The organism is Chitinibacter sp. ZOR0017 (assembly GCF_000799095.1).
Classification (GTDB): domain Bacteria; phylum Pseudomonadota; class Gammaproteobacteria; order Burkholderiales; family Chitinibacteraceae; genus Chitinibacter; species Chitinibacter tainanensis.
In genome coordinates this window covers 69,841-91,549 of the sequence record NZ_JTLG01000043.1, presented here as the reverse complement: position 1 = coordinate 91,549, position 21,709 = coordinate 69,841, and the positions used below count along the sequence as shown (strand labels likewise).

General features: G+C 55.2%; 24 protein-coding genes. 9 read left to right on the top strand and 15 right to left on the bottom strand.

Going from position 1 to position 21,709, the window contains the following annotated elements:
• Nucleotides 1-25 precede the first annotated feature (25 nt).
• The 3 genes from L991_RS12990 (at nt 26) to L991_RS12980 (ending at nt 3,034) form a co-directional block, all read left to right on the top strand.
• Nucleotides 26-1,846, top strand: a complete 1,821-nt coding sequence (locus L991_RS12990) for a histidine kinase (RefSeq protein ID WP_047396244.1) — start codon at nt 26-28, stop codon at nt 1,844-1,846.
• Nucleotides 1,839-2,501 carry a two-component system response regulator NarL gene (narL, locus tag L991_RS12985; protein ID WP_047396242.1) on the top strand — a complete coding sequence of 221 codons (663 nt, stop codon included), beginning with the start codon at nt 1,839-1,841 and terminating at the stop codon, nt 2,499-2,501. Before L991_RS12990 ends, narL begins: the two co-directional genes overlap by 8 nt.
• Before the next feature lie 80 nt (nt 2,502-2,581).
• Nucleotides 2,582-3,034, top strand: a complete 453-nt coding sequence (locus tag L991_RS12980; RefSeq protein WP_047396239.1) for an Rrf2 family transcriptional regulator — start codon at nt 2,582-2,584, stop codon at nt 3,032-3,034.
• Here L991_RS12980 and L991_RS12975 read toward each other — a convergent pair.
• Entirely contained in the window at nt 3,012-3,614 is a 603-nt protein-coding gene (locus tag L991_RS12975; protein WP_052190867.1) for an HPP family protein, read from the bottom strand. The two genes, L991_RS12980 and L991_RS12975, sit on opposite strands and share 23 nt — an antisense overlap.
• Nucleotides 3,615-3,801: 187 nt before the next feature.
• Here L991_RS12975 and L991_RS12970 point away from each other — a divergent pair, with 187 nt between their 5' ends.
• The 3 genes from L991_RS12970 (at nt 3,802) to L991_RS12960 (ending at nt 7,752) form a co-directional block, all read left to right on the top strand.
• On the top strand, nt 3,802-6,078 hold the full coding sequence (locus tag L991_RS12970; protein ID WP_047396235.1) for a nitric-oxide reductase large subunit: 2,277 nt from the start codon (nt 3,802-3,804) through the stop codon (nt 6,076-6,078).
• Between the two features lie 58 nt (nt 6,079-6,136).
• Nucleotides 6,137-6,403 (top strand): DUF2249 domain-containing protein, encoded by a 267-nt coding sequence (locus tag L991_RS12965; protein ID WP_047396231.1) that lies wholly within the window; start codon nt 6,137-6,139, stop codon nt 6,401-6,403.
• A gap of 167 nt (nt 6,404-6,570) precedes the next feature.
• Nucleotides 6,571-7,752, top strand: coding sequence for an NnrS family protein (locus L991_RS12960; RefSeq protein WP_081986678.1), 1,182 nt, complete (start codon nt 6,571-6,573; stop codon nt 7,750-7,752).
• 161 nt (nt 7,753-7,913) lie between these two features.
• Here the strand turns inward: L991_RS12960 and ccmI are convergent, their stop codons facing one another.
• The 9 genes from ccmI to ccmA all read right to left on the bottom strand — a co-directional run bounded on the left by ccmI (nt 7,914) and on the right by ccmA (nt 14,301).
• The gene (ccmI, locus tag L991_RS12955; protein WP_047396225.1) at nt 7,914-8,744 is read right to left on the bottom strand and encodes a c-type cytochrome biogenesis protein CcmI; all 831 of its coding nucleotides are present in this window, start codon (nt 8,742-8,744) and stop codon (nt 7,914-7,916) included.
• Entirely contained in the window at nt 8,741-9,148 is a 408-nt protein-coding gene (locus L991_RS12950; protein ID WP_231550557.1) for a cytochrome c-type biogenesis protein, read from the bottom strand. Before L991_RS12950 ends, ccmI begins: the two co-directional genes overlap by 4 nt.
• Before the next feature lie 92 nt (nt 9,149-9,240).
• On the bottom strand, nt 9,241-9,765 hold the full coding sequence (locus L991_RS12945) for a DsbE family thiol:disulfide interchange protein (RefSeq protein ID WP_047396222.1): 525 nt from the start codon (nt 9,763-9,765) through the stop codon (nt 9,241-9,243).
• Nucleotides 9,762-11,681, bottom strand: a complete 1,920-nt coding sequence (locus L991_RS12940) for a heme lyase CcmF/NrfE family subunit (RefSeq protein ID WP_047396219.1) — start codon at nt 11,679-11,681, stop codon at nt 9,762-9,764. Before L991_RS12940 ends, L991_RS12945 begins: the two co-directional genes overlap by 4 nt.
• Nucleotides 11,678-12,121 carry a cytochrome c maturation protein CcmE gene (ccmE, locus tag L991_RS12935; RefSeq protein WP_047396217.1) on the bottom strand — a complete coding sequence of 148 codons (444 nt, stop codon included), beginning with the start codon at nt 12,119-12,121 and terminating at the stop codon, nt 11,678-11,680. The genes L991_RS12940 and ccmE overlap by 4 nt, the downstream gene beginning before the upstream one ends.
• Nucleotides 12,118-12,303 carry a heme exporter protein CcmD gene (gene ccmD / locus L991_RS12930; protein WP_231550556.1) on the bottom strand — a complete coding sequence of 62 codons (186 nt, stop codon included), beginning with the start codon at nt 12,301-12,303 and terminating at the stop codon, nt 12,118-12,120. Before ccmD ends, ccmE begins: the two co-directional genes overlap by 4 nt.
• Complete coding sequence (ccmC, locus tag L991_RS12925; protein WP_231550555.1) at nt 12,300-12,944, bottom strand: heme ABC transporter permease CcmC; 645 nt, start codon at nt 12,942-12,944, stop codon at nt 12,300-12,302. The genes ccmD and ccmC overlap by 4 nt, the downstream gene beginning before the upstream one ends.
• Before the next feature lie 101 nt (nt 12,945-13,045).
• Nucleotides 13,046-13,708 carry a heme exporter protein CcmB gene (ccmB, locus tag L991_RS12920; protein WP_047396212.1) on the bottom strand — a complete coding sequence of 221 codons (663 nt, stop codon included), beginning with the start codon at nt 13,706-13,708 and terminating at the stop codon, nt 13,046-13,048.
• On the bottom strand, nt 13,702-14,301 hold the full coding sequence (gene ccmA, locus L991_RS12915; RefSeq protein ID WP_047396329.1) for a heme ABC exporter ATP-binding protein CcmA: 600 nt from the start codon (nt 14,299-14,301) through the stop codon (nt 13,702-13,704). The genes ccmB and ccmA overlap by 7 nt, the downstream gene beginning before the upstream one ends.
• Nucleotides 14,302-14,468: 167 nt before the next feature.
• Between ccmA and L991_RS12910 the strand changes: the two genes are divergently transcribed.
• Nucleotides 14,469-15,191 carry a sulfite exporter TauE/SafE family protein gene (locus L991_RS12910; RefSeq protein WP_197053887.1) on the top strand — a complete coding sequence of 241 codons (723 nt, stop codon included), beginning with the start codon at nt 14,469-14,471 and terminating at the stop codon, nt 15,189-15,191.
• A 213-nt stretch (nt 15,192-15,404) separates the two neighbouring features.
• Here L991_RS12910 and L991_RS12905 read toward each other — a convergent pair whose 3' ends face one another.
• Both L991_RS12905 and L991_RS12900 read right to left on the bottom strand, forming a co-directional pair.
• Nucleotides 15,405-15,794 (bottom strand): tyrosine-type recombinase/integrase, encoded by a 390-nt coding sequence (locus L991_RS12905; RefSeq protein ID WP_197053886.1) that lies wholly within the window; start codon nt 15,792-15,794, stop codon nt 15,405-15,407.
• Between the two features lie 117 nt (nt 15,795-15,911).
• Nucleotides 15,912-16,610, bottom strand: a complete 699-nt coding sequence (locus tag L991_RS12900; RefSeq protein ID WP_156129079.1) for a hypothetical protein — start codon at nt 16,608-16,610, stop codon at nt 15,912-15,914.
• Nucleotides 16,611-17,129: 519 nt separating this feature from the next.
• On the opposite strand from L991_RS12900, the gene L991_RS12895 reads away from it, so the two are divergent.
• Nucleotides 17,130-17,939, top strand: a complete 810-nt coding sequence (locus tag L991_RS12895; protein WP_047396202.1) for a hypothetical protein — start codon at nt 17,130-17,132, stop codon at nt 17,937-17,939.
• 72 nt (nt 17,940-18,011) lie between these two features.
• On the opposite strand, the gene L991_RS16615 is transcribed toward L991_RS12895, so the two are convergent.
• From L991_RS16615 to L991_RS12880, 3 genes are read right to left on the bottom strand one after another with little or no spacing between them, the layout of a single operon-like run.
• Nucleotides 18,012-19,667, bottom strand: coding sequence for an AAA family ATPase (locus tag L991_RS16615; RefSeq protein ID WP_052190864.1), 1,656 nt, complete (start codon nt 19,665-19,667; stop codon nt 18,012-18,014).
• A complete protein-coding gene (locus L991_RS12885; protein ID WP_047396322.1) occupies nt 19,664-20,875 on the bottom strand; it encodes an Arm DNA-binding domain-containing protein in 1,212 nt (403 codons plus the stop codon). Before L991_RS12885 ends, L991_RS16615 begins: the two co-directional genes overlap by 4 nt.
• Before the next feature lie 10 nt (nt 20,876-20,885).
• Nucleotides 20,886-21,101 carry a hypothetical protein gene (locus L991_RS12880; protein ID WP_047396199.1) on the bottom strand — a complete coding sequence of 72 codons (216 nt, stop codon included), beginning with the start codon at nt 21,099-21,101 and terminating at the stop codon, nt 20,886-20,888.
• A 154-nt stretch (nt 21,102-21,255) separates the two neighbouring features.
• Here L991_RS12880 and L991_RS12875 point away from each other — a divergent pair, with 154 nt between their 5' ends.
• Complete coding sequence (locus tag L991_RS12875) at nt 21,256-21,486, top strand: helix-turn-helix transcriptional regulator (protein ID WP_047396196.1); 231 nt, start codon at nt 21,256-21,258, stop codon at nt 21,484-21,486.
• Nucleotides 21,487-21,709 lie beyond the last annotated feature (223 nt).

Genomic DNA, 21,709 nt, shown 5'->3' with positions numbered 1-21,709 from the left:
TCTGCCACACCGGCGTTCAATATTGATGCATCTGTCTGCTGCCATGCTGCTGCTGGTACTGCCTGCCCTGATCACGATTTTCCTGTCGTGGTGGCTGGCCGCACATTCCAGTGGCGGCGGAGAAGCCATTAATGTGGCGGGTTCTTTACGCAAGCAGGCGTTTTTGATGGCAGCAACCGCACTGGCGCCTCCGCCTGTTGTGCCGGGTAGCCAGCCAACACTGACAGAAGTCGTTCGCGAGTTCGAAAGGCGCTTGTATTCACCACAATTGCAACAGAACACGGACCCGGCCAGCACGGTACAGGTGGGCTGGAATCAGGTTGATCTGGCCTGGCGCAGCGAAATCTATCCTCTTATCCAGGAATCACAGCAGCTACAGAAAAATCCGCAATTGCTACCGGTCATTCACCATTTTGTTGCCCAGATTGATGACTATGTAAAACTGCTGGAAGCCGAGCACGAAGCCAAGCTGGCCAGACTCGCCCAGTTGCAAGGACTGGCACTGGTCGTGATGGCTCTGGTGATTGTGCTCACGCTAGCCTGGCTTTTTCGCCGGATTACGTCGCCTCTGCTGGAAATGGCCCATGTTGCGACACTGGTGCAGAACGGCCAGCTTCAGGCTCGGGTTCAAAGGCATGGGGCTGGCGAAATCGGCCAGCTTGGCGAACTGATGAACCGAATGATTGCCGATCTGGCCAGCCATTACCTGCAACTGGAAGAACGTGTTATTGAAAAAACCAGAGAGCTGGAACAAAACCGACGCACTCTGGAGTTGCTGTACCGGATCAAGGAATTACTCTCTGACGAAGAACCAAGCGAAGCCGTCTTCGACGCTGTGCTCAGCGAAGTACGCACCCTGATTGATTTCGATAGCGCGGCAATTTGTTTAACCGATAGAGAAAATGTCGAGCAGGCATTCCGTATCAGCAGTGCACAGCAGTCCGAGCGGACCTGTCTGGCCAGTGACTGCCAGCGCTGCATTACCGGCCAGCCCACGGATCCGCAGCGGCCGATTTTCAAATTGAACGAAGGCCGTGTGCAGTACGGAATTCTGCCAATTCATCTGCATCAGGGACAGGTTTTGCAGGACTGGCAACAGCAATTGCTACAGGCAGTGGCCCGCAATCTGGGTACCGCACTGGCCAACTCCCGCCGCAAGCAGGAACAGGGGCGGCTGGCTGTACTGGAAGAGCGCGCAGTGATTGCCCGCGAGCTGCACGACTCGCTGGCTCAGGCGCTGTCCTACCTGAAAATTCAGGTATCCCGTCTAAGCGCAAGCCTGCCAGCCCCCTCCGCTGATACCGTTGCGACGCTTTCCGAGTTACGCGAGGGCCTGAATGCGGCTTACCGGCAACTGCGCGAGCTGCTCAACACCTTCCGCCTGCAAATGAATGAACGCGGTCTGCTGGCCGCACTGGAAGATACGGTGGATGAATTTATCCAGCGCATCGGCATTCCGGTCCGGCTGGATCACCGCTTGCTGGGCGTCGAGCTAGCAGCACAGGAAGAAATTCATGTGCTGCAAATCGTGCGTGAAGCGCTGGCCAATGTGGAACGCCATGCACAGGCCAGTCACGCCGAGATCAGCCTGCAATGGCAAGCTCCGCATATTGTGGTCACGATTGACGATGACGGCATCGGCCTGCCCATTAACCCGGGCAAACAGCACCACTATGGCCTGATTATTATGCAGGACCGTGCCAGTAATCTACATGGGCAGCTGCATCTGCAGGGCAGCCCGCTTGGCGGCACCCGTATACGCCTGGAATTTACCCCTATCACCCCTTTTGCCCGGCAGGATGCGGGTTCTTCGCAAGGCCTTCACAAGGAATATCGCAGTGAATGAATACATTCAGGTACTGGTTATTGATGACCACCCGCTTTTCCGCAAAGGCGTGGTGCAGTTACTGGCACTCGATTCCCGCTACCGGGTGGCCGGAGAGGCCGCCAGTGGGCGCGAAGGCATAGAACTGGTGCGCCAGCTTCAACCGGATCTGGTCTTACTGGATCTGAACATGAAAGAAATGGATGGCATCACAACACTTAAAGCCATTCGGGAAATGGAGCTGGATACCCGCGTTGTGATGCTGACCGTATCCGACCAGAGCAGTGATCTGGTTGCTGCCGTTCGCGCTGGCGCCGATGGTTATCTGCTGAAAGACATGGAGCCCGAAGATATCATCAGCCGGCTTGGGGATGCCATGGAGGGCAGCATGGCCATACCGGAGCGCTTAGGCCGGGCGCTGGCACTCGCCCTGCGCAATGAGGATGGCAAAGTCCGTAACGATATGCTGGCCCAGCTCACCGATCGCGAACACGACATTCTGATCGGACTGGCCAAGGGCTTGCCCAATAAACTGATCGGCCGCGAACTGGGTATTGCCGAAGGCACTGTTAAAGTCCATATGAAAAGCCTTTTGCGTAAGCTGAACTTCCGCTCTCGCCTGGAAGCCGCCATCTGGGCCGTGGAGCAGGGATTGAAAGTGTCCAAACCGGTGTAACCGAGGGATTGAAAGGATAAGTGCACGCCTGAATATCTATTCAGCGTACACTTATCACGATCAATCCACAGGGACTCGCCATGCGCCTGAATGCGTTTACGGACTACAGCCTGCGCACGCTGATTTATCTGGCGCTACAACCGGAGCAGAAAGCCACACGCGCACAGATTGCCAGTGCCTACGGTGTTTCTGATAACCATCTGATGAAGGTGGTGCACTTTTTAAGCAAGGCCGGCTATCTGGCCACCAGCAAAGGCAAAGGCGGCGGTTTAATGCTGGGCCGCCCCGCCAGCGAGATCCGCATTGGCCAGCTAGTACGCCTGTGCGAAGCCGATGTGCCCGTGGTGGAATGCTTTACCAGCCCCGCTAGCGGCGAAACCGGCTGCCGCATTGATGGCCTCTGCCGGCTTAAGCACGTGCTATTCGAGGCTCAGGAAGCCCTGTACGCCACGCTGGATCGCTACACGCTGGCCGATCTGGTGAGCAACAAGGCCGTTCTGGCAAGGCAACTTAATCTTTCTTTGCCGCAGTAAGGCCACGCTGCTGCGCGCTTTGTACCAGTGCATAAAGGTCATCCGCGTCAATATCAAGGTCATCGCCATAATGCTGCATGGCATAGACCAAATCTTCTTTGCTCAGTGGCGTAGGTCGTTGCAACACAGGCAAGGGGCGATGCGGATAGCTGTGTCCGCTGATGCGATGAAATAAATACGCGACCGCCAGCAGGGTCAGCGTATTGATCGCCACCGGAAACAGGGCGAAGCCCAAGCCCAGTTGCCCCATCGGGCCGGCGCTGGCCAGTACGGCAGTCAGTGCAACAGCGCCACCGGGCGGATGCAGGCAGCGGGCGATTTGCATCAGCAAAATGGCCAGCCCACCCGCCAAACCCGCCGAAAGCGGCGATACACCAAGGCATTTGGCGCACAGAACCCCCACGACAGCAGAGAGCAGATTACCGCCTAATACCGGCCACGGTTGCGCTAGGGGGCTGGCGGGCACAGCAAAGAGCAGTACCGCCGAAGCGCCCAGCGGGGCAATCAGCCAGACACCATGGCGGCCACCATAAAATTGACCGATCAAACCAGTCAGTAACAGACCGAACCCCGCCCCCATGCTGGAAAAGCCCGCAGACCTCCGGCCAAGCCTAGCTAGTATTGCCTTGTGGGATTTCAATTTAAACGCTTGCATCGGCATACCCCAAGAACAACCTTTAATATGTAAATATTTTACATCAACAAGACCGCAGCTTATAATATTCATTCCTTTTACATATTAAAACTCGCATTGATGAGGAGGGGCTATGGACACGCTTTCACGCCGGTGGCGCTGGCTGGCTGCCATTTTTGTTTTATCGTTTGCCGTACTGGGCTGGATCGGGCATGAAATTTACCTGAGCAAACCGCCGATTCCGGCCCATATCGTCAGCCAGAGCGGGCAGATTGTGTTTCGTGGCGGGCAGATTTCGCAGGGGCAATCGGCCTGGCAATCCGCGGGCGGGCAACAACTGGGTTCGGTCTGGGGACATGGCAGCTATGTGGCCCCCGACTGGTCAGCAGACTGGCTGCATCGGGAAATCATCGGTTTGCGGGATATGCTGGCGCAAAAGCAGTTCAAACAGGCTTTTGTTGCACTCAACGCCGATGATCAGGCCGCCATTATGGCGCGGGTAAAACGCGAAATGCGGCAAAACCGTTACGATGCCGCTACCGATACACTGACTGTCAGCGACGAACGCGCGCTCGTCATTGCCGAACTGGCCGCGCATTATCGCGGGCTGTTTGGGCAAGACCCCAAGCTGAATGATTTGCGCGAAGACTACGCCATGATGCCGGACAGCATTCGCGATGCCAGCGATCTGCAAGCCTTGCCGGCCTTCTTTTTCTGGTCGGCCTGGGCGGCAGGCACGGATCGCCCCGGCGAAAAAAACCTGAGCTATACCAGCAACTGGCCGCATGAACCGCTCATTGGCAACACCCCCACCGCCGGCACCGGCATGTGGTCGATTGCCAGTGTCATTCTGCTGATTGCCGGCATTGCGGCCATGCTGTGCTATCACAGCGCCCACCGCGAGGATGCCGACCCGGCCGCACCAGAGAAAGATCCGCTATTCAGCCTGAAGCCCACCGCTTCGATGCTGGCCACCCGCAAGTATTTCTTCGTGGTGATTGCGCTGATTGGTTTGCAGGTGGTGATGGGCATTGTGTCCGCACACTATTCGGTTGAAGGACAAACCTTCTTTGGTCTGCCACTGGGCGAAATTCTTCCTTTTGTCGCCAGTCGTACCATTCACACCCAGCTGGGCGTGCTATGGATTGCCACAGCCTGGCTGGCTACCGGTCTGTATATCTCTCCCGCCCTGTCCGGCCATGAACCCAGGTTGCAAACGCTGGGTGTGAATGTGCTGTTCTGGGCGCTGATTGTGGTGGCGCTGGGCTCGCTGGCCTGTGGCTGGGTCGGTACGCAGGAACGTCTGGGTAGCAGTTTTGCTTTCTGGCTGGGTAATCAGGGATTGGAATACACCAGCATGGGCCGGATCTGGCAAATTGGCCTGTTTATCGGTTTGCTGTTGTGGTTGCTGCTAATGGGGCGTGCGCTATGGCCTGCGCTGAAAACCCCGGGCGAAAGTCGCGGCCTGATTGCCATGGTATTTTTATCGGCCATGTGCATCGGTCTGTTTTATGCCTCCTCGCTGATGTGGGGCCAGCACAGTCACTATTCGATGATTGAATACTGGCGCTGGTGGCTGGTGCATCTGTGGGTAGAAGGCTTCTTCGAAGTCTTTGCCACCGCTGTGATTGCACTGATTTTCAGCAAGCTGGGGCTGGTACATACCCGCACCGCCAGCGCGGCCATTGTGCTGGAAACCATTGTCTTTCTGTTTGGAGGCATTCTGGGCACGCTGCACCATCTGTACTTTACCGGCACGCCCACCGCCGTGATTGCCATTGGTGCCGTGTTCTCGGCACTGGAAGTCGTCCCGCTGGCGCTCATTGGTCTGGAAGCGTTTGCCATGTATCGCCGCAGCAAAGCCGCACCCTGGGTGGCGGCGTATCGCTGGCCCATTCTGTGCTTTGTGGCCGTGGGTTTCTGGAATCTGGTTGGGGCGGGCTTACTGGGCTTTGCCATCAATCCGCCAATTGCCCTGTATTACGTGCAAGGCCTGAATATGACGCCCGCCCACGGCCATACGGCACTGTTCGGGGTGTACGGCATGCTGGGCATCGGCCTGATGCTGTTCTGCCTGCGCGGGCTTTATCCCCGCGAGCTCTGGCAGGACAAGCCACTGGCCATTGCCTTCTGGAGCTTGAATATCGGTCTGGCCATGATGGTGTTTATGTCCCTGCTGCCTGCCGGCATTTTGCAGGCCTTCCACAGTATCAATACCGGTCTGTGGTATGCCCGTTCAGCCGAAATTATTCAATCTCCACTGATGCATACCCTGGTTTGGCTGCGCGTACCGGGTGATATTGTGTTCTCGGTCGGCGCACTCTTTCTAGCAGTGTTTGCTGTTGGCTTGCTACGTAAAACCCAGCGTCAGCCCCAAGGCGAGCTGGCTGCAGAGAATATTAGTAATTGATTATCCCGCTGCCATCGCCAGCCGATGGCGGCTTTTCTTACCTTTAAAGGATTCACCCATGACTCACGATTGCTCCATTCCACTCATTCAGGAAGGCATTTACGGCTTTGATGCGCGCGGCATTGCCAAGCGCTTTCGTCATGCGGCCATTTTTGGTGCACTGCACGCTCTGCAGCGTGGCGAAACCATGCGTTTTTGCAATGACCACGATCCGCTGCCGCTATTGGCCCAGATCGATGCCCAGTTTGGCGCGCGGGTAAAAATCAGCTATGTGCGCCGCGAACCCGGCGAAATTGTTATCGATTTTCTGATCGCAGCAGACTAAGCCCACGCGTACATCCGGCTGGTTTATAGCGTTGCCTACAAAGTCCAACCGTTCCCTCCCCTGCTAGGTGGATGGTTAGGGTGGGGGCCGAGGATTTTACCCCTCCCTAGCCCTCCCCTTGTCAGGGGAGGGCGCAGCTGATCAATTCCCCCTCCATGGAGCCCACCATGAAACGTCTGCTTATTGCCCCGCACCGCATCGGTTTTTTCTGCGGCAGCGTCACACTGCTGGCCGCGCTGTTCTGGTGGCTGGCCGAGATGGCCGCCCGCAGCACCGGTAGCACACTGACACAAGCCAGCGTGCCGATGCTGCAGCATGGCTATCTGATGCTGTACGGGTTTTTTCCGCTATTCATGCTGGGCTTTATCTATACCGCCGGCCCGCGCTGGCTGAATGTGGCACCGCCACCGCTGGCCCGTTATGCGCCGGTGATTGCCGGCTATGCCGCAGGCAGTGTGCTGTTTCTGGCCAGCAGCCTGTGGCCGTCTTTACGCCTGATCGCCCTGCTACTGCATGCACTGGCCTGGGGCGCAGCCCTGCTGATCTGGTGGGGGCGGATTCGCACCAGCAAGCAACCCGATCGCCGCCATGCCATCGGCGTGGGGCTGGCTTTTGCACTGGGCTGGGCGGGCATCTTGCTGGCGCTGCACTGGCACAACAGTGGACAGCTCTCCAGCTGGCAAGCCATGGTGGAAATCAGTTTGTGGGGCTTTCTGCTGCCGGTATTTTTTCTGGTCTGCCACCGCATGGTGCCGTTTTTTTCGGCCAATGTGCTGATGCCCTATCAGCCATGGCGGCCAGACTGGCTACTGCTCTTGCCACTGCTGATGCTGGGGCATGCCGCACTGGCCATCGCCCAGCTATCCACCCTGCCCGCCGATTTGCCACTGGCCGCCGTGCTACTTTACACCAGCTGGCGCTGGCAGTTGCAGCGTAGCTTTAAAGTACCCTTGCTGGCCATGCTGCATGCTTCATTTGCATGGGCGGGTTTGTCGCTGCTGTTGTATGCGCTATCGGGCTTGCTGATTTTATCCGGCCAAGCCGGATTAGGCTTTGCACCGCTGCATGCCCTTACCCTCGGCTTTATGCTGACCATGCTGCTTGGCTTTGTGACCCGCGTGACGCTCGGTCATTCCGGCCGCCCGCTACAGGCTGGCCGTCTGGCCTGGACGCTGTACTGGCTGATGCATGGCGTGGCCCTTGCACGGGTAGGTGGTGAAATCTGGCCCGCCCGCAGCGCCCTTCTCTACCCGCTGGCCGCCCTGCTAGCCTGCGCCGGTTTTGCCCTTTGGGGACGGGTCTACCTGCCCATGTACTGGCAAGCCCGTGCTGATGGGCAGGCGGGGTAAGCCTACCTCTGCCCCAGCATGCAAATAGCCCCTGCAAGCAGGGGCTTGGATTGCTCTACAGGCCATATTTAATATGGCCTACATGGATATACCTATTATCGATCTGGCCACTTGCAGCTTGAACTTTGCGGGGGTGGGCTGACCCGGATTCATCCTGACGGTTACTTCTGCTCTGCTGCCCCGGGCAGCTCGCTGATTTTTTGCTGTATCCAGCGGGCGTCGTCGCTGTCGGCGGGCAGGTGGCTGAGCAGTTGTTGCCACCATTGACGGGCGCTGGCGATATCACCGCGTTCCAATGCGGCACTACCCGATAACATCAAGGCATCCACTTCCTTCGGGTTCAGCGTCAGGGCGCGGACCAGCAAGTCGGTAGGGCGGCCGGCAAAGCCGTTCTGAGCTACCGCCAGTGTGCCGGCAAAGCGGGCCAGTTCGCCGGCGTTGTTTTCTACCAGCGGCCAAGCTTTTTCATAGGCTTTTACGGCATCGTCATAGCGTTGCAGGGTGCGGTAGCTGCGCGCCAGCATTAGCCAGCCTTTGTCATCCTGCGGATTAATGGCCAGCTTGCTTTCCAGTGATTGAACCATCCGGCTGATTTGTGCGGCTTCCTCATCCGCAGTCGGAATCGCCATGGACTGTGCGGCCGCCGGATTGCCCAGATGCAGATACAGGCCACCCGCCATCAGCGGCAGCAGGAGTGCCACGGCCAGTAGCCAGCGCCCCGAATAGGTACGATCCATCGCATGTTGCGCAGGGGGCATTTCCAACAGCAGCCGCAATCCGGCCTCCTCTATGGCCTGCCGGTAGGCTGTTTCATCCAGCCGGTCCTGCTGGTGTTCGGCCAGTAATTCGGCCAGTTCCGACTGATGCACCGCATAACGCTGCTGACGTGCGCCCTCACCCATGGGCTGGGTGGCACTACGCCAGAGCGGCCAGGCTAGTCCGGCCAGAACCAGCAACACCAGCAGCGTGGCCCATAGTGAAAACAGCATCATGGCGCATCTCCGTCAAATTCGCGCTGCAAGGCCACCAGTTGCGCCTGTGCTTGGTCCGGTAAAGGCAGTGGCGCCGATTTGCGGCGCAAACGTCGCCAGAAAAAGATCAGCATCAGCAGCAGTAAAGCCAGTGGCCCCAGCCACAGCAGCACAGTTCGCCCCTTGAAGGGCGGACGGTAGGTGACAAAATCGCCATAGCGCTCGGTCAGATAGCTAAGAATTTGCGGGTCGGTTTTACCGGCCACAATCTGCCGGCGGACCTCCCTGCGCAAATCCTCGGCCAGCGGCGCACGCGAACTAGCCAGCGATTCGTTCTGGCAAACCAGACAGCGCAACTCGCCCGACAAGCCCAGCAAACGCTGCTCAACCTGCGGATTTAGTGCCAGCGGGTCGTCTGTGGCCACCGGCTCTGCCGCTAAAGCAGGGTATTGCCATGTGGCCAATATTATAAATAGGCTGCAAACATATACCCATACATTGATGACGCCACCCCGTTTCATTGCTGTAACTCCCGCAGTAACGGTTCGATTTTGTCGGCCAGCACTTGAGCATTTAGCGGGCCGATGTGCTTGTAGCGAATAAGGCCCGCGCGGTCGATCACAAAGGTTTCCGGCACGCCATACACGCCATAGTCGATGCCGACCCGGCCATCCTGATCGGCCGCGATAATGGCGTAGGGATTGCCACCTTGCTGTTGCAACCAGCGCCGCGCGGCATCGTCTTCATCCTTGTAATTCAGGCCAACCAGTACCACCGATTTGCGACCGGCCCATTGCAAGAGCTGCACATGCTCCTGCACACAGGCCGAGCACCAAGATGCCCATACATTCAACAGCCAGACCTTGCCACGGAGGTTAGCGGGTGAAAACGTCTGGCCAGCCGCATCCAGCCTGAGCAGAGTAAATGCCGGAGCCGGTTTACCAATCAGTGGCGATGGAATTTCTCGCGGTTTCAGGGTCAGGCCGATGGCCAGCAACACCGCCAGAGCCATAAACAGCAGCAAGGGCCAGAAACGCTTCATGGTTTTGCCTTCCGCAAGCGGTAGCGCCGGTCACAGGCCGCCAGCAATGCCCCCAGTGCCATCAGCAAACAGCCGTACCAGATCCAGCCCACCAGCGGTTTGTAGTACACGCGCACAATCCACGGACTATGCAGCGGATTGCTGCCGGTCATTTCACCCAGCGATACATACACATCGGCTAGCAGGGTATGGTGGATGGCGGCTTCGGTCATGGGCATGGCGCTGGAGAGATACTGGCGTTTTTCCGGCTGCAAGGTGGCCAGCATCTGACCCTGCTGCATCAGCGCCATCTGGCCGCGTAATGCCATATAGTTTGCGCCTTTTTCACCGCGTATACCGTTGAACTGCAGCGTATAACCGGCCAGCTCGACCCTCTCGCCCTTGTCCAGCCGCACGTCTTTTTCCTGCTCGTAAACACTCACCACCGTGGCTCCAGCCAGAAAAACTGCCATGCCGATATGGGCCAGATGCATGCCGGCATTGGCCAGAGTCGGCCAGCTACAGCGACGGCTTAGATCAGCCACGGCTGTGAGCACAATCCACCACGCCAGCGCCAGCAGCAAAGCCACGCCCCAGCGCCATTCTCCAAACAGCTGCGGTGACAAGCCACCCAGAAGTAGCGCCAGCACAGCGGGTGACCGCAGGCTGCGGATCGCATCGGCAGCCGATTGCTGCTTCCAGCGTACCGCCGTGGTTAGCCCAAGCAGGAACAGTAAGGGCAGCATCAGTGGCACAAAGACGCGATTAAAATAAGGCGCGCCCACCGACAACTTGCCCTGCCCTAGCGCATCAATCAGCAAGGGGTAGAGCGTGCCCAGCAGTACGGTGGCACAGGCTACGGTAAGCAATAAATTGTTCAGCAGCAGCAGAGTTTCCCGCGAAAACAGGGCAAACTGCCCCCCGCCTTCCATCTGGGGCGCACGCCAGGCATACAGTGCCAGCGAACCACCGATCACCACACATAAAAACAGCAGAATAAAGGTGCCGCGCGCCGGATCGGTGGCAAAGGCATGCACTGACGACAGCACGCCAGAACGCACCAGAAACGTGCCCAGCAGCGATAGCGAAAACGCAGCCAGAGCCAGCAGCACCGTCCACTGGCGGAAAGCGCCGCGCTTTTCTGCTACAGCCAGCGAGTGCATTAGTGCAGTTCCGGCCAGCCATGGCATAAAGGACGCGTTTTCCACCGGATCCCAGAACCACCAGCCGCCCCAGCCTAGTTCGTAATAGGCCCATGCGCTGCCGAGCATAATCCCCAAAGTCAGAAAGGCCCACGCCGCCATGGTCCACGGACGTGAAAACCTCGCCCACGCGGCATCCAGTCGCCCCGTAATCAGCGCCGCAATCGCAAAGGCAAAGGCCACCGAAAAGCCAACATAGCCCATGTAAAGCAAGGGAGGATGCAGAATAAGCCCGATATCCTGCAGTAGCGGATTAAGGTCATTTCCCTCCGCTGCAGCCGGCAGCAAACGGATAAAGGGGTTGGAGGTCAGCAGAATAAACAGCAGAAAACCGCTGCCCACCAAGGCCAGAATACTTTGCACCAGCGCCATAGTTTGCAATGGCAGATGCCGGCCCAACCCTTGCAAGGCCAGCATCCAGCCCCCCAGCAGTAGCACCCACAGTAGCAAGGAGCCCTCATGCCCACCCCACAGTGCCGCTAGCTTATACATGGGCGGCAACAGGCTATTGGATTGCCGCATTACATATTGCACAGAAAAATCATCGCGCAAAAACGCATAGGCCAGAGCGGAAAATGCGGCCAGAATCAGCCCAAAGAGCAGCACAACTGAGATAGGGATAACCCGCATAACCCCATACTCATTAGAAATACTGCCCTTCAAGCCAATACCCCCCAGCAGAAAGGCCAGGCAGAACGCCAGAATTAGCGAAAAATGCCCCAGCTCAACAATCATGGCTGTGCCTCGCGGGATTTGCGGTGAGCTTCATCCACTGCATGTTTGGCTTCTGGCGGCATGTAATTTTCATCATGTTTGGCCAGCACTTCGGCGGCCACAAATATGCCGTTCTGCCATTGGCCCTGCGCTACCACACCCCGTCCCTCGCGGAACAGATCCGGCAGAATGCCGCGATAGCGCACCGGCAAGCGCCGGGCAGTATCAGTCACGATAAAGGCTACCGTCACGCCGTCCGCCTGCCGATGCAAGGACCCTGCTTCGACCAGACCACCAATGCGGAAAGCCCGTCCTGTTGGTGCTTCGCCGGCCTGTACTTGTGTCGGGGTATAGAAAAACACCAGATTCTGCCGGAAGGCATTCACCACAAAATAAGTCGCCAGCCCAAGCAGAACCAGCACAGCGGCAACGGCCAGCCAGCGCTGCTGCCTTGCTTTCATGGTGCAGACTCCTGCAATTTGGCCTGCCGGCGTAACTGCCGCACAATCTGCACCCGCTGCCGGCGCAGGCTCCAGCCTTCAATCAGCACGGCCAGCACACAGGTGCCCAGCGATAGCCAGACATAAAAACCATAACCACCCATGGCCAGAAAATCGGCCCACGTTTTCCAATAAATCATCATCGTTGTTCCTGCAAATCCCGCACCCATTGTGTTTGTGCTTCACGCTGCAAAATCAGCACGCGCACCCGAGCCAGCGACATGGCCATACCGTACAGCCAGGCCGCGGCCGAAAGCAGCAGCATGGCCAGCAGCATCAGTGAGGGCATGCTGGCCTTGCCCGGCGCTAGTGAAGCCCCCTGATGCAGGGTGTTCCACCAGTACACCGAAAAATAAATCACGGGCACATTAAACGCGCCTGCCAGCGCCAGGATCGAACCGGCACGATCGGCGCGCTCGGGATCATCCATGCTGCGGGTCAGCGCAATAAAACCCAGATACAAAAGGAATAGCAGCAGCATGGAGGTCAGGCGGGCATCCCATACCCACCAGGCACCCCACATAGGTTTACCCCATAAAGCCCCTGTCCATAAGGACAACAACGCCATACTTGCCCCCGTTGGGGCCAGCGCCTGCGCCATCCATGCCGATAGCCGGGTACGAAAGACGAGATGAATCACGGACCAGAAGGCCATCACCATATAAATAAACATCGCCATCCAGCTGGTCGGCACATGCAGAAAAACAATGCGATAGGCCTCCCCCTGCACGGCATCGGCCGGGCAGAGCAAAAAACCCAGCCACATGCCAGGTATAGCTAGCAAAGCTGCTATCCATAAAAGCTTTGGATAAATACGTCCTGCAATCGGATAAAATTGAGAAGGCGCGGCATAGCGGAAGCACGGCCAGCGGATCAACACGGATTTCATAAAGACTCCACGGCCAGCTTGAGCGCCATGGCCGTTAACCAGGGCGTTACCGCCAGACTCAGACAACACAGTGCAGCCAGCAAGGACAGCTCGGACTGAGCACTTAAACCGGATTGCACTGCGCCCACAGCCCCACAGGCAAAGATCAGCACGGGTGCAGTCAGTGGCAAAACCAGCAAGGCCAGCAAAAAGCCTCCCTGCCGTACACCCAGCGTCAGTGCCGCCCCCAAGCTACCCAGCGCAGACAACACCGGGGTTCCCAGCAGCAGGGTATAAAACAGCATCCAGCGCGCATCGGCATCCAGAAAATACTGCGTCGCCAAAACGGGCGACAGCAGGGCCAGCGGCACACTGGTGCTAATCCAGAAGGCCAGCAATTTGGCTAGCACCAGCACACTGACCGGCAAGGGCGTCAGCATCAGTTGTTCCAGCGTGCCATCGCGCCAATCCGCCTCGAACAAGCGCGGTAAGGCCAGTAGATGGGCCAGCAAAGCGCTCACCCACAACACCCCACCCCCAATACGCGCCAGAATTTGCGGCTCCGGCCCGACGGCCAGCGGGAACAGACAAGTAACCAGCAGAAAAAACACCAGCCCCACAGCCAGATCACCCCGTGACTGCCAAGCCAGTTGCAGATCGCGTAGCACCAGCTTCAACATGCTGGCTTCAGCACAATCTGCTGCGCCTCAGGCAGGGATGCGGGCAGGTCGGTATGCGAGCTCAGCAGTACACAGCCGCCATTTTCTAGGTGCTTCTTCATCCACCTGGCCAGATCCATGCATCCCGCCTGATCCAGCGCATTAAACGGTTCATCCAGCAACCAGACCGGTCGCGGCTGCAGCAGCAAGCGTGCAAGCGCCACGCGTTTGCGATAACCCTGTGATAACTGTCGCACAGGCGTATCCGCCTGCGCCAGCAAACCGGCATCGCGCATGCCGGCTTCAAGATTCTTTTCTTCAAACGCCTGGCCTGATAATTCAAGCGCCCAGCGCAGATTCTCTTCTACACTCATCGCATCTTTCAGTGCATCCTGATGACCACAGTAATGCCGGCTAATGGCGTCGGAGTTGCGCCAGATAATCTGTCCCGATGCCGGTGGGCGTAATCCGGCCAAAGTGCGTAGCAGCGTGGTTTTACCTATGCCATTGCGGCCGGAAACCCGACACAACTCGCCAGAACGCACGGAAAAATCCGGCAGAGTACACAGCATCCGGCCATGACGTACTAGCGAAAGCCCAGTCACACTCAACATTGGCGGCTTACTTTGATGATTCATATAGGGCAAGGCTAACCCAGACACCAGCGGATTGAACTACCACCAAATGGTTAGTTTGCCGTCACTTAAGACCAACCCTGAATAGGCATAGATAGCAAACACAGCGTCAGCCGATAATGGCAGACACTCCCATAGGATCAACCATGCTCGCCAGCGCCCTGATTTTTCTTGCCGCTCTGCTGTATTCCTCCGTCGGTCATGGCGGGGCATCGGGCTATCTGGCGGTAATGGCATTGCTCGGCTTTGCCCCCGAAGTAATGAAACCGGCTGCACTCGCGCTGAATGTGCTGGTGGCCGGTTTAGCTAGCTGGAAATTTATCCGTGCCGGCGCCTTTTCCCGTCCGATTTTTATCCCGCTGGTAATCGCATCCGTACCGATGGCTGCACTGGGTGGCGCTATGCATCTGCCCGGCAACAGCTACCGGGTTTTGCTAGGCGTCGTGCTAATTGCAGCTGCGGCATGGTCGGTATTCCGCCTGCAACTCAATCAGGTTCATCCGGCCCGCCCGGCTCCGCAGGCTGCGCTGTTACTGGCAGGGGCCAGCATAGGCCTAATATCGGGACTGACTGGCGTGGGTGGCGGAATTTTTCTATCACCGCTACTGCTGATTACCGGTTGGGCCAGTATTCGCTGCACAGCGGGCATTTCGGCTGCATTTATCCTGTTCAATTCGCTGGCTGGACTAGCCGGCTTATGGTTTAAAGGCAGCCACTTTCCGGTCGAGCTGCCCTGGTGGGCCCTAGCTGCGGGTCTGGGCGGCTGGATCGGCGCAGAGCTGGGCGCTCGTCATTTGACCAGCACCGCCTTGCGCAGTCTGCTCAGTCTGGTGCTACTAATCGCCGGTGGAAAGATGTTGCTGACTTAGCAAGTGGTTGAAAAAACCGGGTAACGACTCAGGTAGGGCTGACGTGCTTTTATATAGTGCTTGGCAGGAAATCCTCGGTTTTTCCTGCCGCATCTTGTTTCTTTTATTGCCAGACAGTATTTTTCTAGTGGGATCTGCTGATTGGCAAAATCCGCCCAACGCGGCCAAAGTGTGTAGAGACTACCCCACTCCGCACAATCAAGGGATCACCGCTTATTCCGTGCTGTCCGGTGGCCGATGTCCCCGCATGATGCTGGCCATCTGGGCCATATCGGTATGCAGATACAGCGAGGTAGTCGCCACGTCTTCATGCCCCAAGATTTTCGCCACCGCCTGCAAAGGATGGCCGTCATTGACCAGGCGGGTGGCCAGTGTATGGCGTAGCCAATGGGCACTGGCCTGACTCAGTTCTTCGGCGGCGGCTGGATCGGTGTCGCGCGCGAGGCTGGCTGCGTGCTGCATGGCTTCTTTGATAATCCGGTGCAGATTGGCGGTGGAGATGCCTTGACCATTGCGTTTGGCATACAGCGGTTCGCTACTCACCCCGGGAATGGGCAGGGGCGATAAGCCACTGGCCGTACGGTAGGCGGCCAATGCGGACAAAACGGCTAGAAAACTCGGCTCGATTCATACTTGAGCTAATTCACTTCATAACCAGTGATTCTAGCACTTTGACTGGACTCCATTTAGAGAATTAATCCTCATATTTATATTCCCTTCTCACCATTCGTTGCGCCATATCTCTAAGCATTCAAAGACGAGAGAGAGCCGGATCGATATGACTGCATCGCCGCGTTTGTTACTACCCAATATCACCCCAGAAGGGTACGCGCCAGAAAATTCATCTGTAAGCATGTTGTACTCAGTAACCTTTTGAAGTAAACCGCCACTAATCCCGTGAAGATCAGGTAAATTGATGCGATCGCATTCTCCTTGTTTTCGCCCTAAACCGGGATGGCTTGTAGCAATATGATGCACAGGGCTATATATGCGATCAGGCAACACAGTGTTAGTTATATCTACCATGGTATAACGCAATCCTTCTGACCTAAATTCTCCTGGTACTTTTGCCGTCCGATTGGCAAGGTGGCTGTTGCGCTTATACGGATATCCCAAAGCCTGATAAAATCCAGAGTTAATACTAAGTCCTTTGATATAAAGGTCTTGTGTTACAAACCGATAATTAGCTGTTTGAAGTTCTAGGCGTTTAGGCATCTGTATGACACCAATATCAAGTGGGTCATCTTCCCTACTTATCATAAGGTCCATATTCGAAGTCAGGGCTTGAAGCCCATTTACTTCATAAAACTCTGAACCAATATAGATGTAGACTTTCTGCCCCTTCAAAAGGTCGATTACATGCGCAGCGGTTACTAGGAAACGTTTTCCTTTGTATTCCAGCAGGATTCCGCTTCCCATTGAGGTGTACTTGCGATCACCCTTGGAGTATGTGTAAAACGGAAACACCGACTTCATGTACATTGGTCAGCTAGCCTTATGTTTGTTAAACCGTACCTAGTTTTCTAGATCCTAACGAGTCAGTAGCAATCTTTCACTGGATTATGCAGATTTGCCGGTTTAGCCGATATGCGCTACCCCGAGTGCAATAAGCATTTCAGGCTTATGTCAGCTGGCAGGATATTGTCGGCCGACGCCTTAGCTAACGCAAAAGTAAGAAGGCTCATGTGGTAACAGAATAAATGAGTGGCAGCGTGGACCGAATTCCAGCCCCTCGGAGCGACCAATTTGGCCAGACATTCTTTGCTGATACCTATGTTAGCCATGCTTTTTACAATTGAACGACCAGAGTTGGTGACACCTGCTGTCAGATCGTGAAAAATAGCAGCACAGCCTCGGTAAGCAGCAGGAAACTCGCACCGTAAAGAAGCGGACCTCAAGCGGGTCATAGAGGCAAAACTGCGATAATAGGTCTATTCCATGCAGCACGATTACCATTTTGAGCCTTACGAACGCAAAAGTGACTTCTCGCAAGCCAAGCTTATTATTATCTTTAGCCTGATATCGCTTATCGTCCTATATCTGGCTTATACCCAAGGTTTACTCCCTCACTACACCTTGGTCGTCGAGGGCAATACAGTGACTTTTGTTCGGGATGATCCTGCGTATCTGGCAGAACAAAAGAAAATCGAAGACGCAAATCGGCAGATCTATAAGGTCAATGGGGTCGAAGTTTCCGAAGAGGAATACAACGCGGCTCTTCAGCACAATCAACGCATGGCTGAGCAGCAGATACAAAGCCAAGCGCAACCCGAAAATCCTCAGCAAAGCGCGCCAGAGGAATCCGATCAATATCACTCAGGCAGTAATGAGGTCCCAACCGGGCAGGCGGTCAAATGCCTGGATGCTTCCAATCGCGTGGTTTATCAAGCCCAACCCTGCTCTGCTACAGGCCTTCGTAAAACCGATATGGGAATTGGTGCCGTCTCTAACGCTCAGACCTATAGCTATAAAGACGCCGAGGCGCGCAAAGAAGCCAATACTGTTTATAAGGTTGATGGTCGAGTTGTGTCTAAAGCGGAATTTGATGCGGTGCAGGAGCACAATCAGCGAGTGAAGAAACAGAACGAGGCCCTGCGTGCTCAATATTGCCAAAGCCTTGAGCAGCGCCGGGAAAACCTTCGTTCCATGCAGCGTGTCGATTCAAATCAATGGTATCGCGATGAGTACAACCGGCTTTCCAAAGAATGGCAGGATAAGTGTTTAGGCTGGACCCAAGCGTGGTCGTGATCAGCCCACTGCCAATTCAAAACAAAACCCAGCATCCGCTGGGTTTTGTTTACTGAGTACTTCAATATCGGTTTATGGCAGAAAACCGATTGCCTGCTTTGCGGGCTGAATGCTCATCTGAGGTGGCAAGCAGGGCTGCAGATTATGTTGATGTGCTAAAAGTTCAGGCAGACTATATCTCTGCACAGCAGCTTCAACCGCGCTTTGAATATTCAGTTGCAGCGTACGGATACTCCGAGAGCGGGTAGCCAACTGAAGGGCCAAGCTGTCGGGTAGCTCCGCGGTGAAATACGCCTGAACCCCCATCTCTTGCACGATCCGGCTATAGAGCTGCCGAGCCATGGCCAGTAACTGCTCAGGGTTGGGCCGTCTAATCCCAATTTGCTCGACTCGGCTAAGTAGAGGCGCCCCCAAGCCATCCGTGGTATTGCTGGTGAGGATAAAGCTCACATGAGACAAATTCAGCGGCGGAACAATGAAGTTATCCTGAAAGGCTTGGCTGTTCTCTGGTTCAAGCAGCATCAAAAGCACATCCTGCAAACCGTTATCCCGATCTTTGAGCACCTTATCGACTTCTTCGATCACGATGATTGGATTGGCCACTTCCGATTCAGCTAGAAATTGGGCAATGCGACCAGGGCAAGCGTTCTGCCAATTCGGGGAAGAGCCCACCAGCAGCATTTGATCGCCATTGCCGGCCATATCGATTTTGAAGCGAGGTAAGCCAAGTACTTCGGCGATTTGTCCGCAAACCCAGCTTTTAGAATTGCCGGGTTCACCAGTTAGCAGAATCGGCCGAAAGCCCAGCGGTTTACCGCCAAGGGTGCGCACTTTGGTTTGAGCACAAATGGTCTCCAGCACAGCGCGCAGATGACTCTCGGCACCCAGTTGCGCGCACCAATCCTGCATGTTTTGGCACACTTCTAGTGTGGCCGCTTGCAGAGGCTTGGGCAGAATAAGGGGCGCCAGCATCGATGCCTGTCGATCTTTCAGCGTATCGATTTGTCGCTGCAGCCGAATTGGATCCACAAGATGCATACCGTCTTCGTGCAAGACCGGTGGCAATCGGTATCCGAGCGTCAAAACATGTGCGGACCAGCCCTCGGGAAGGATCTCGCGTGGAACGATGAAATCCATATTGGAATCACGCAGCAGCTGCTGTACTGAGATCGATGTCAGGTCCAAGTGACGTACATAAACTAAAGCGCGATGATGGGTCACTTGGCCACCAGTAGAGATATCAATCGACTCCCAAAAGCTCAGCTCTTCCAAGCGATCGATGACCATAAAGTCATACCCGTGTTGAGAAGCCAGTAATCGGCAAGCGCAGAGTTGTTCCGATTCGGGTTCCACCGGCAAATGAAACAGGCGGGCCCGAGGTGGGTGAGTGGGCCATCCTTCCCCAAAGATATCCTGCAAGGATATAAACCAGCCGGGTGGCTTTTGCAGAAATGCATGGTCTGGAAACAGCGCATCCATGGTATCCATGAGCTCGTCCGCATATAAGTCATCAGTTGGCGGGAAATCCAGTTCACGCAAGATTTGTTCTTCAATCAATTCGGCTTCAGGACCGTGGGCCAGCCACAACAAGCGTTTAAGATGAGGGGGACGAGGTGGATTCATCACGACGAGTTCTTGCAGATGGTTAGGCGCAGTTTTGGCGCGTTCAAGGAAGTCGGGCTTTTCAACAAAAGGCCCTTGGGCTGCAAAATAAGTAAATGAGCTCATACGCCACCTTCCTGTTTATCGATCACCTGATTGGCCAGTAATAACTGCTCAAAGGCAGAACCATCTCGTCGTGTGAGATTGGGTACATAACGGGAGTAAACCTTGAACAGCATTTCGGTCGTGGCATGCCCCATTTGCCGGGCTATCCACTCGGGCGCCTCCCCTGCCGCAAGCCATAAAGTCGCAGCGGTGTGGCGGGTTTGGTAAGGCCTGCGGCGGGCTAACCCAAGTCTAGCCAATAAGGGATACCAAACGCGCTTCGTCACATTGTTGTGATCAATGGGCGCACCCTGCAGGTTGCAAAACACGTAGGGCGATAGATGGGCAGTCGCTTTGTATTGCTGCTGAAGTGCCAGATAAACTGGCTCACTCATCGCAATGTCGCGCTGTGATGAATCGGTTTTGGTGTAGTCCTCTTCGCCATATACGATCGTTTCCCGGATCAGAATCTGGCGGCGCTCGAAATCGACATAGGACCATTTCAAACCATCGATTTCACCGGTCCGCATCCCTGTAAAGAAACGAACGATGTAATAGTTCCGGAAATCTGGTCGCACCGTATCGATGATCCGCTTGACCTCTTGGAGGCTAAACGGCTGCACATCAGACTTAGGCACCTTCAGCGGTTTGATTCGCACATAGGGCGTGGTAAAGTCATAGCGGTCGGCGGCTTCCTCAAGGATTCTCCTCAAGGGGTCCATAATCTTGTTAATACGGTTGGCAGATAAAGATGCGTTCCCATTTCGGCCGGATACTTTGGCGAGTGATGACCGAAATTTGAGCAAATCTGCACGAGTGATAGCCCCGACCCTTACTGCTCCAAACTCAGGCAGATAGTACTTATCTATACAGCCCTGAATGGTCACGATATAAGATCGCCGCCAGGCAATTTTATTTTCGGCTAGCCAGTCGTGGATAAAGTCTATAAACAATGGCGTTTTAGACGCAGCTAATTGCCCTTCAGATGGTATTTCTTCCGTTAGCGCCTTTTTGGCCGGAACTTGAGTTTCTTTTCGCCTTGGGAAAAAAGATTCATATTTGAACCTCCCTAGGCCAATTTCTGACTCAATCTGCTGTAGCTTTTTTTCAAGCTTTCGACGGTTGGCTGGAGTATCTTTCAACTCTGTCTGTTCACGACATCGTCGCCCTTCCCAACGAAAGTCAATGAAAAGCTGGCCAGATTCCTTGCGTACACGAATAGCCCCCATCATTGCCCCCTTAGCACGCCATCGGCATAGCAATTGAGTCAGTTGATGAGGCCAACATGTCCGCCTCTATAACCTCCCAAATAAAAAGAAGTTTTCGCCGCCCAAAGGGGCGTATGTAGTGACGTCCCTCAATCAAACAGTTATCAAGTAGTTGGTTTCGAATTGTTCTTGGCTCGTAGTGAATACGAGCGGCCAATTCTTCAGTCGTCAGATAAGTCATGGTCATCTTTATGCTCCTGCGTGTTAGACTAACATTCACCAGAACAACAAAAAATCACTCAAAGCGAAATAATGTCGTTCTAAGCAACACAATAGCAACAAAAATGACAATCTAGAAATAAAAATATCGCCCTAGGCGACATTTGTATGGATTAAACAACATGATCAAGTGCCATCTCTCACGCCTAATGGGCGAAAAGAAAGTACGAATTGCAGACGTAGCCCGCGACACTGGACTTCATCGCGGCACCATCACACTACTTTATGAAGAAACCGCCCTTAGAGTGGATCTGGATGCACTAGATAAACTATGTAGCTATTTTGGTTGTCGAGTAGAAGATTTGTTCGAACACATTCCCGAAGCTGTGCCCAACACTCAAAAGGAAGACTAAGGAGTCTTTAGAAGGCGAAGAATTAGATGAAGCCCGAGCAACGCTCGGGCAAAAGCCATTAACCGGATTAACAAGAAAAATCAGTAGGTTAAACCCAATATTAACTTGTACTTTAAGGGTATTTTAAGACCAATAAGGTCAGTAATCCTGTGCCCATCTTGTGCCCAGAGCAGAGCAATATGGGCACAACTTCTAAAATTGCCCGAAGGTCAAAATTAGGGCG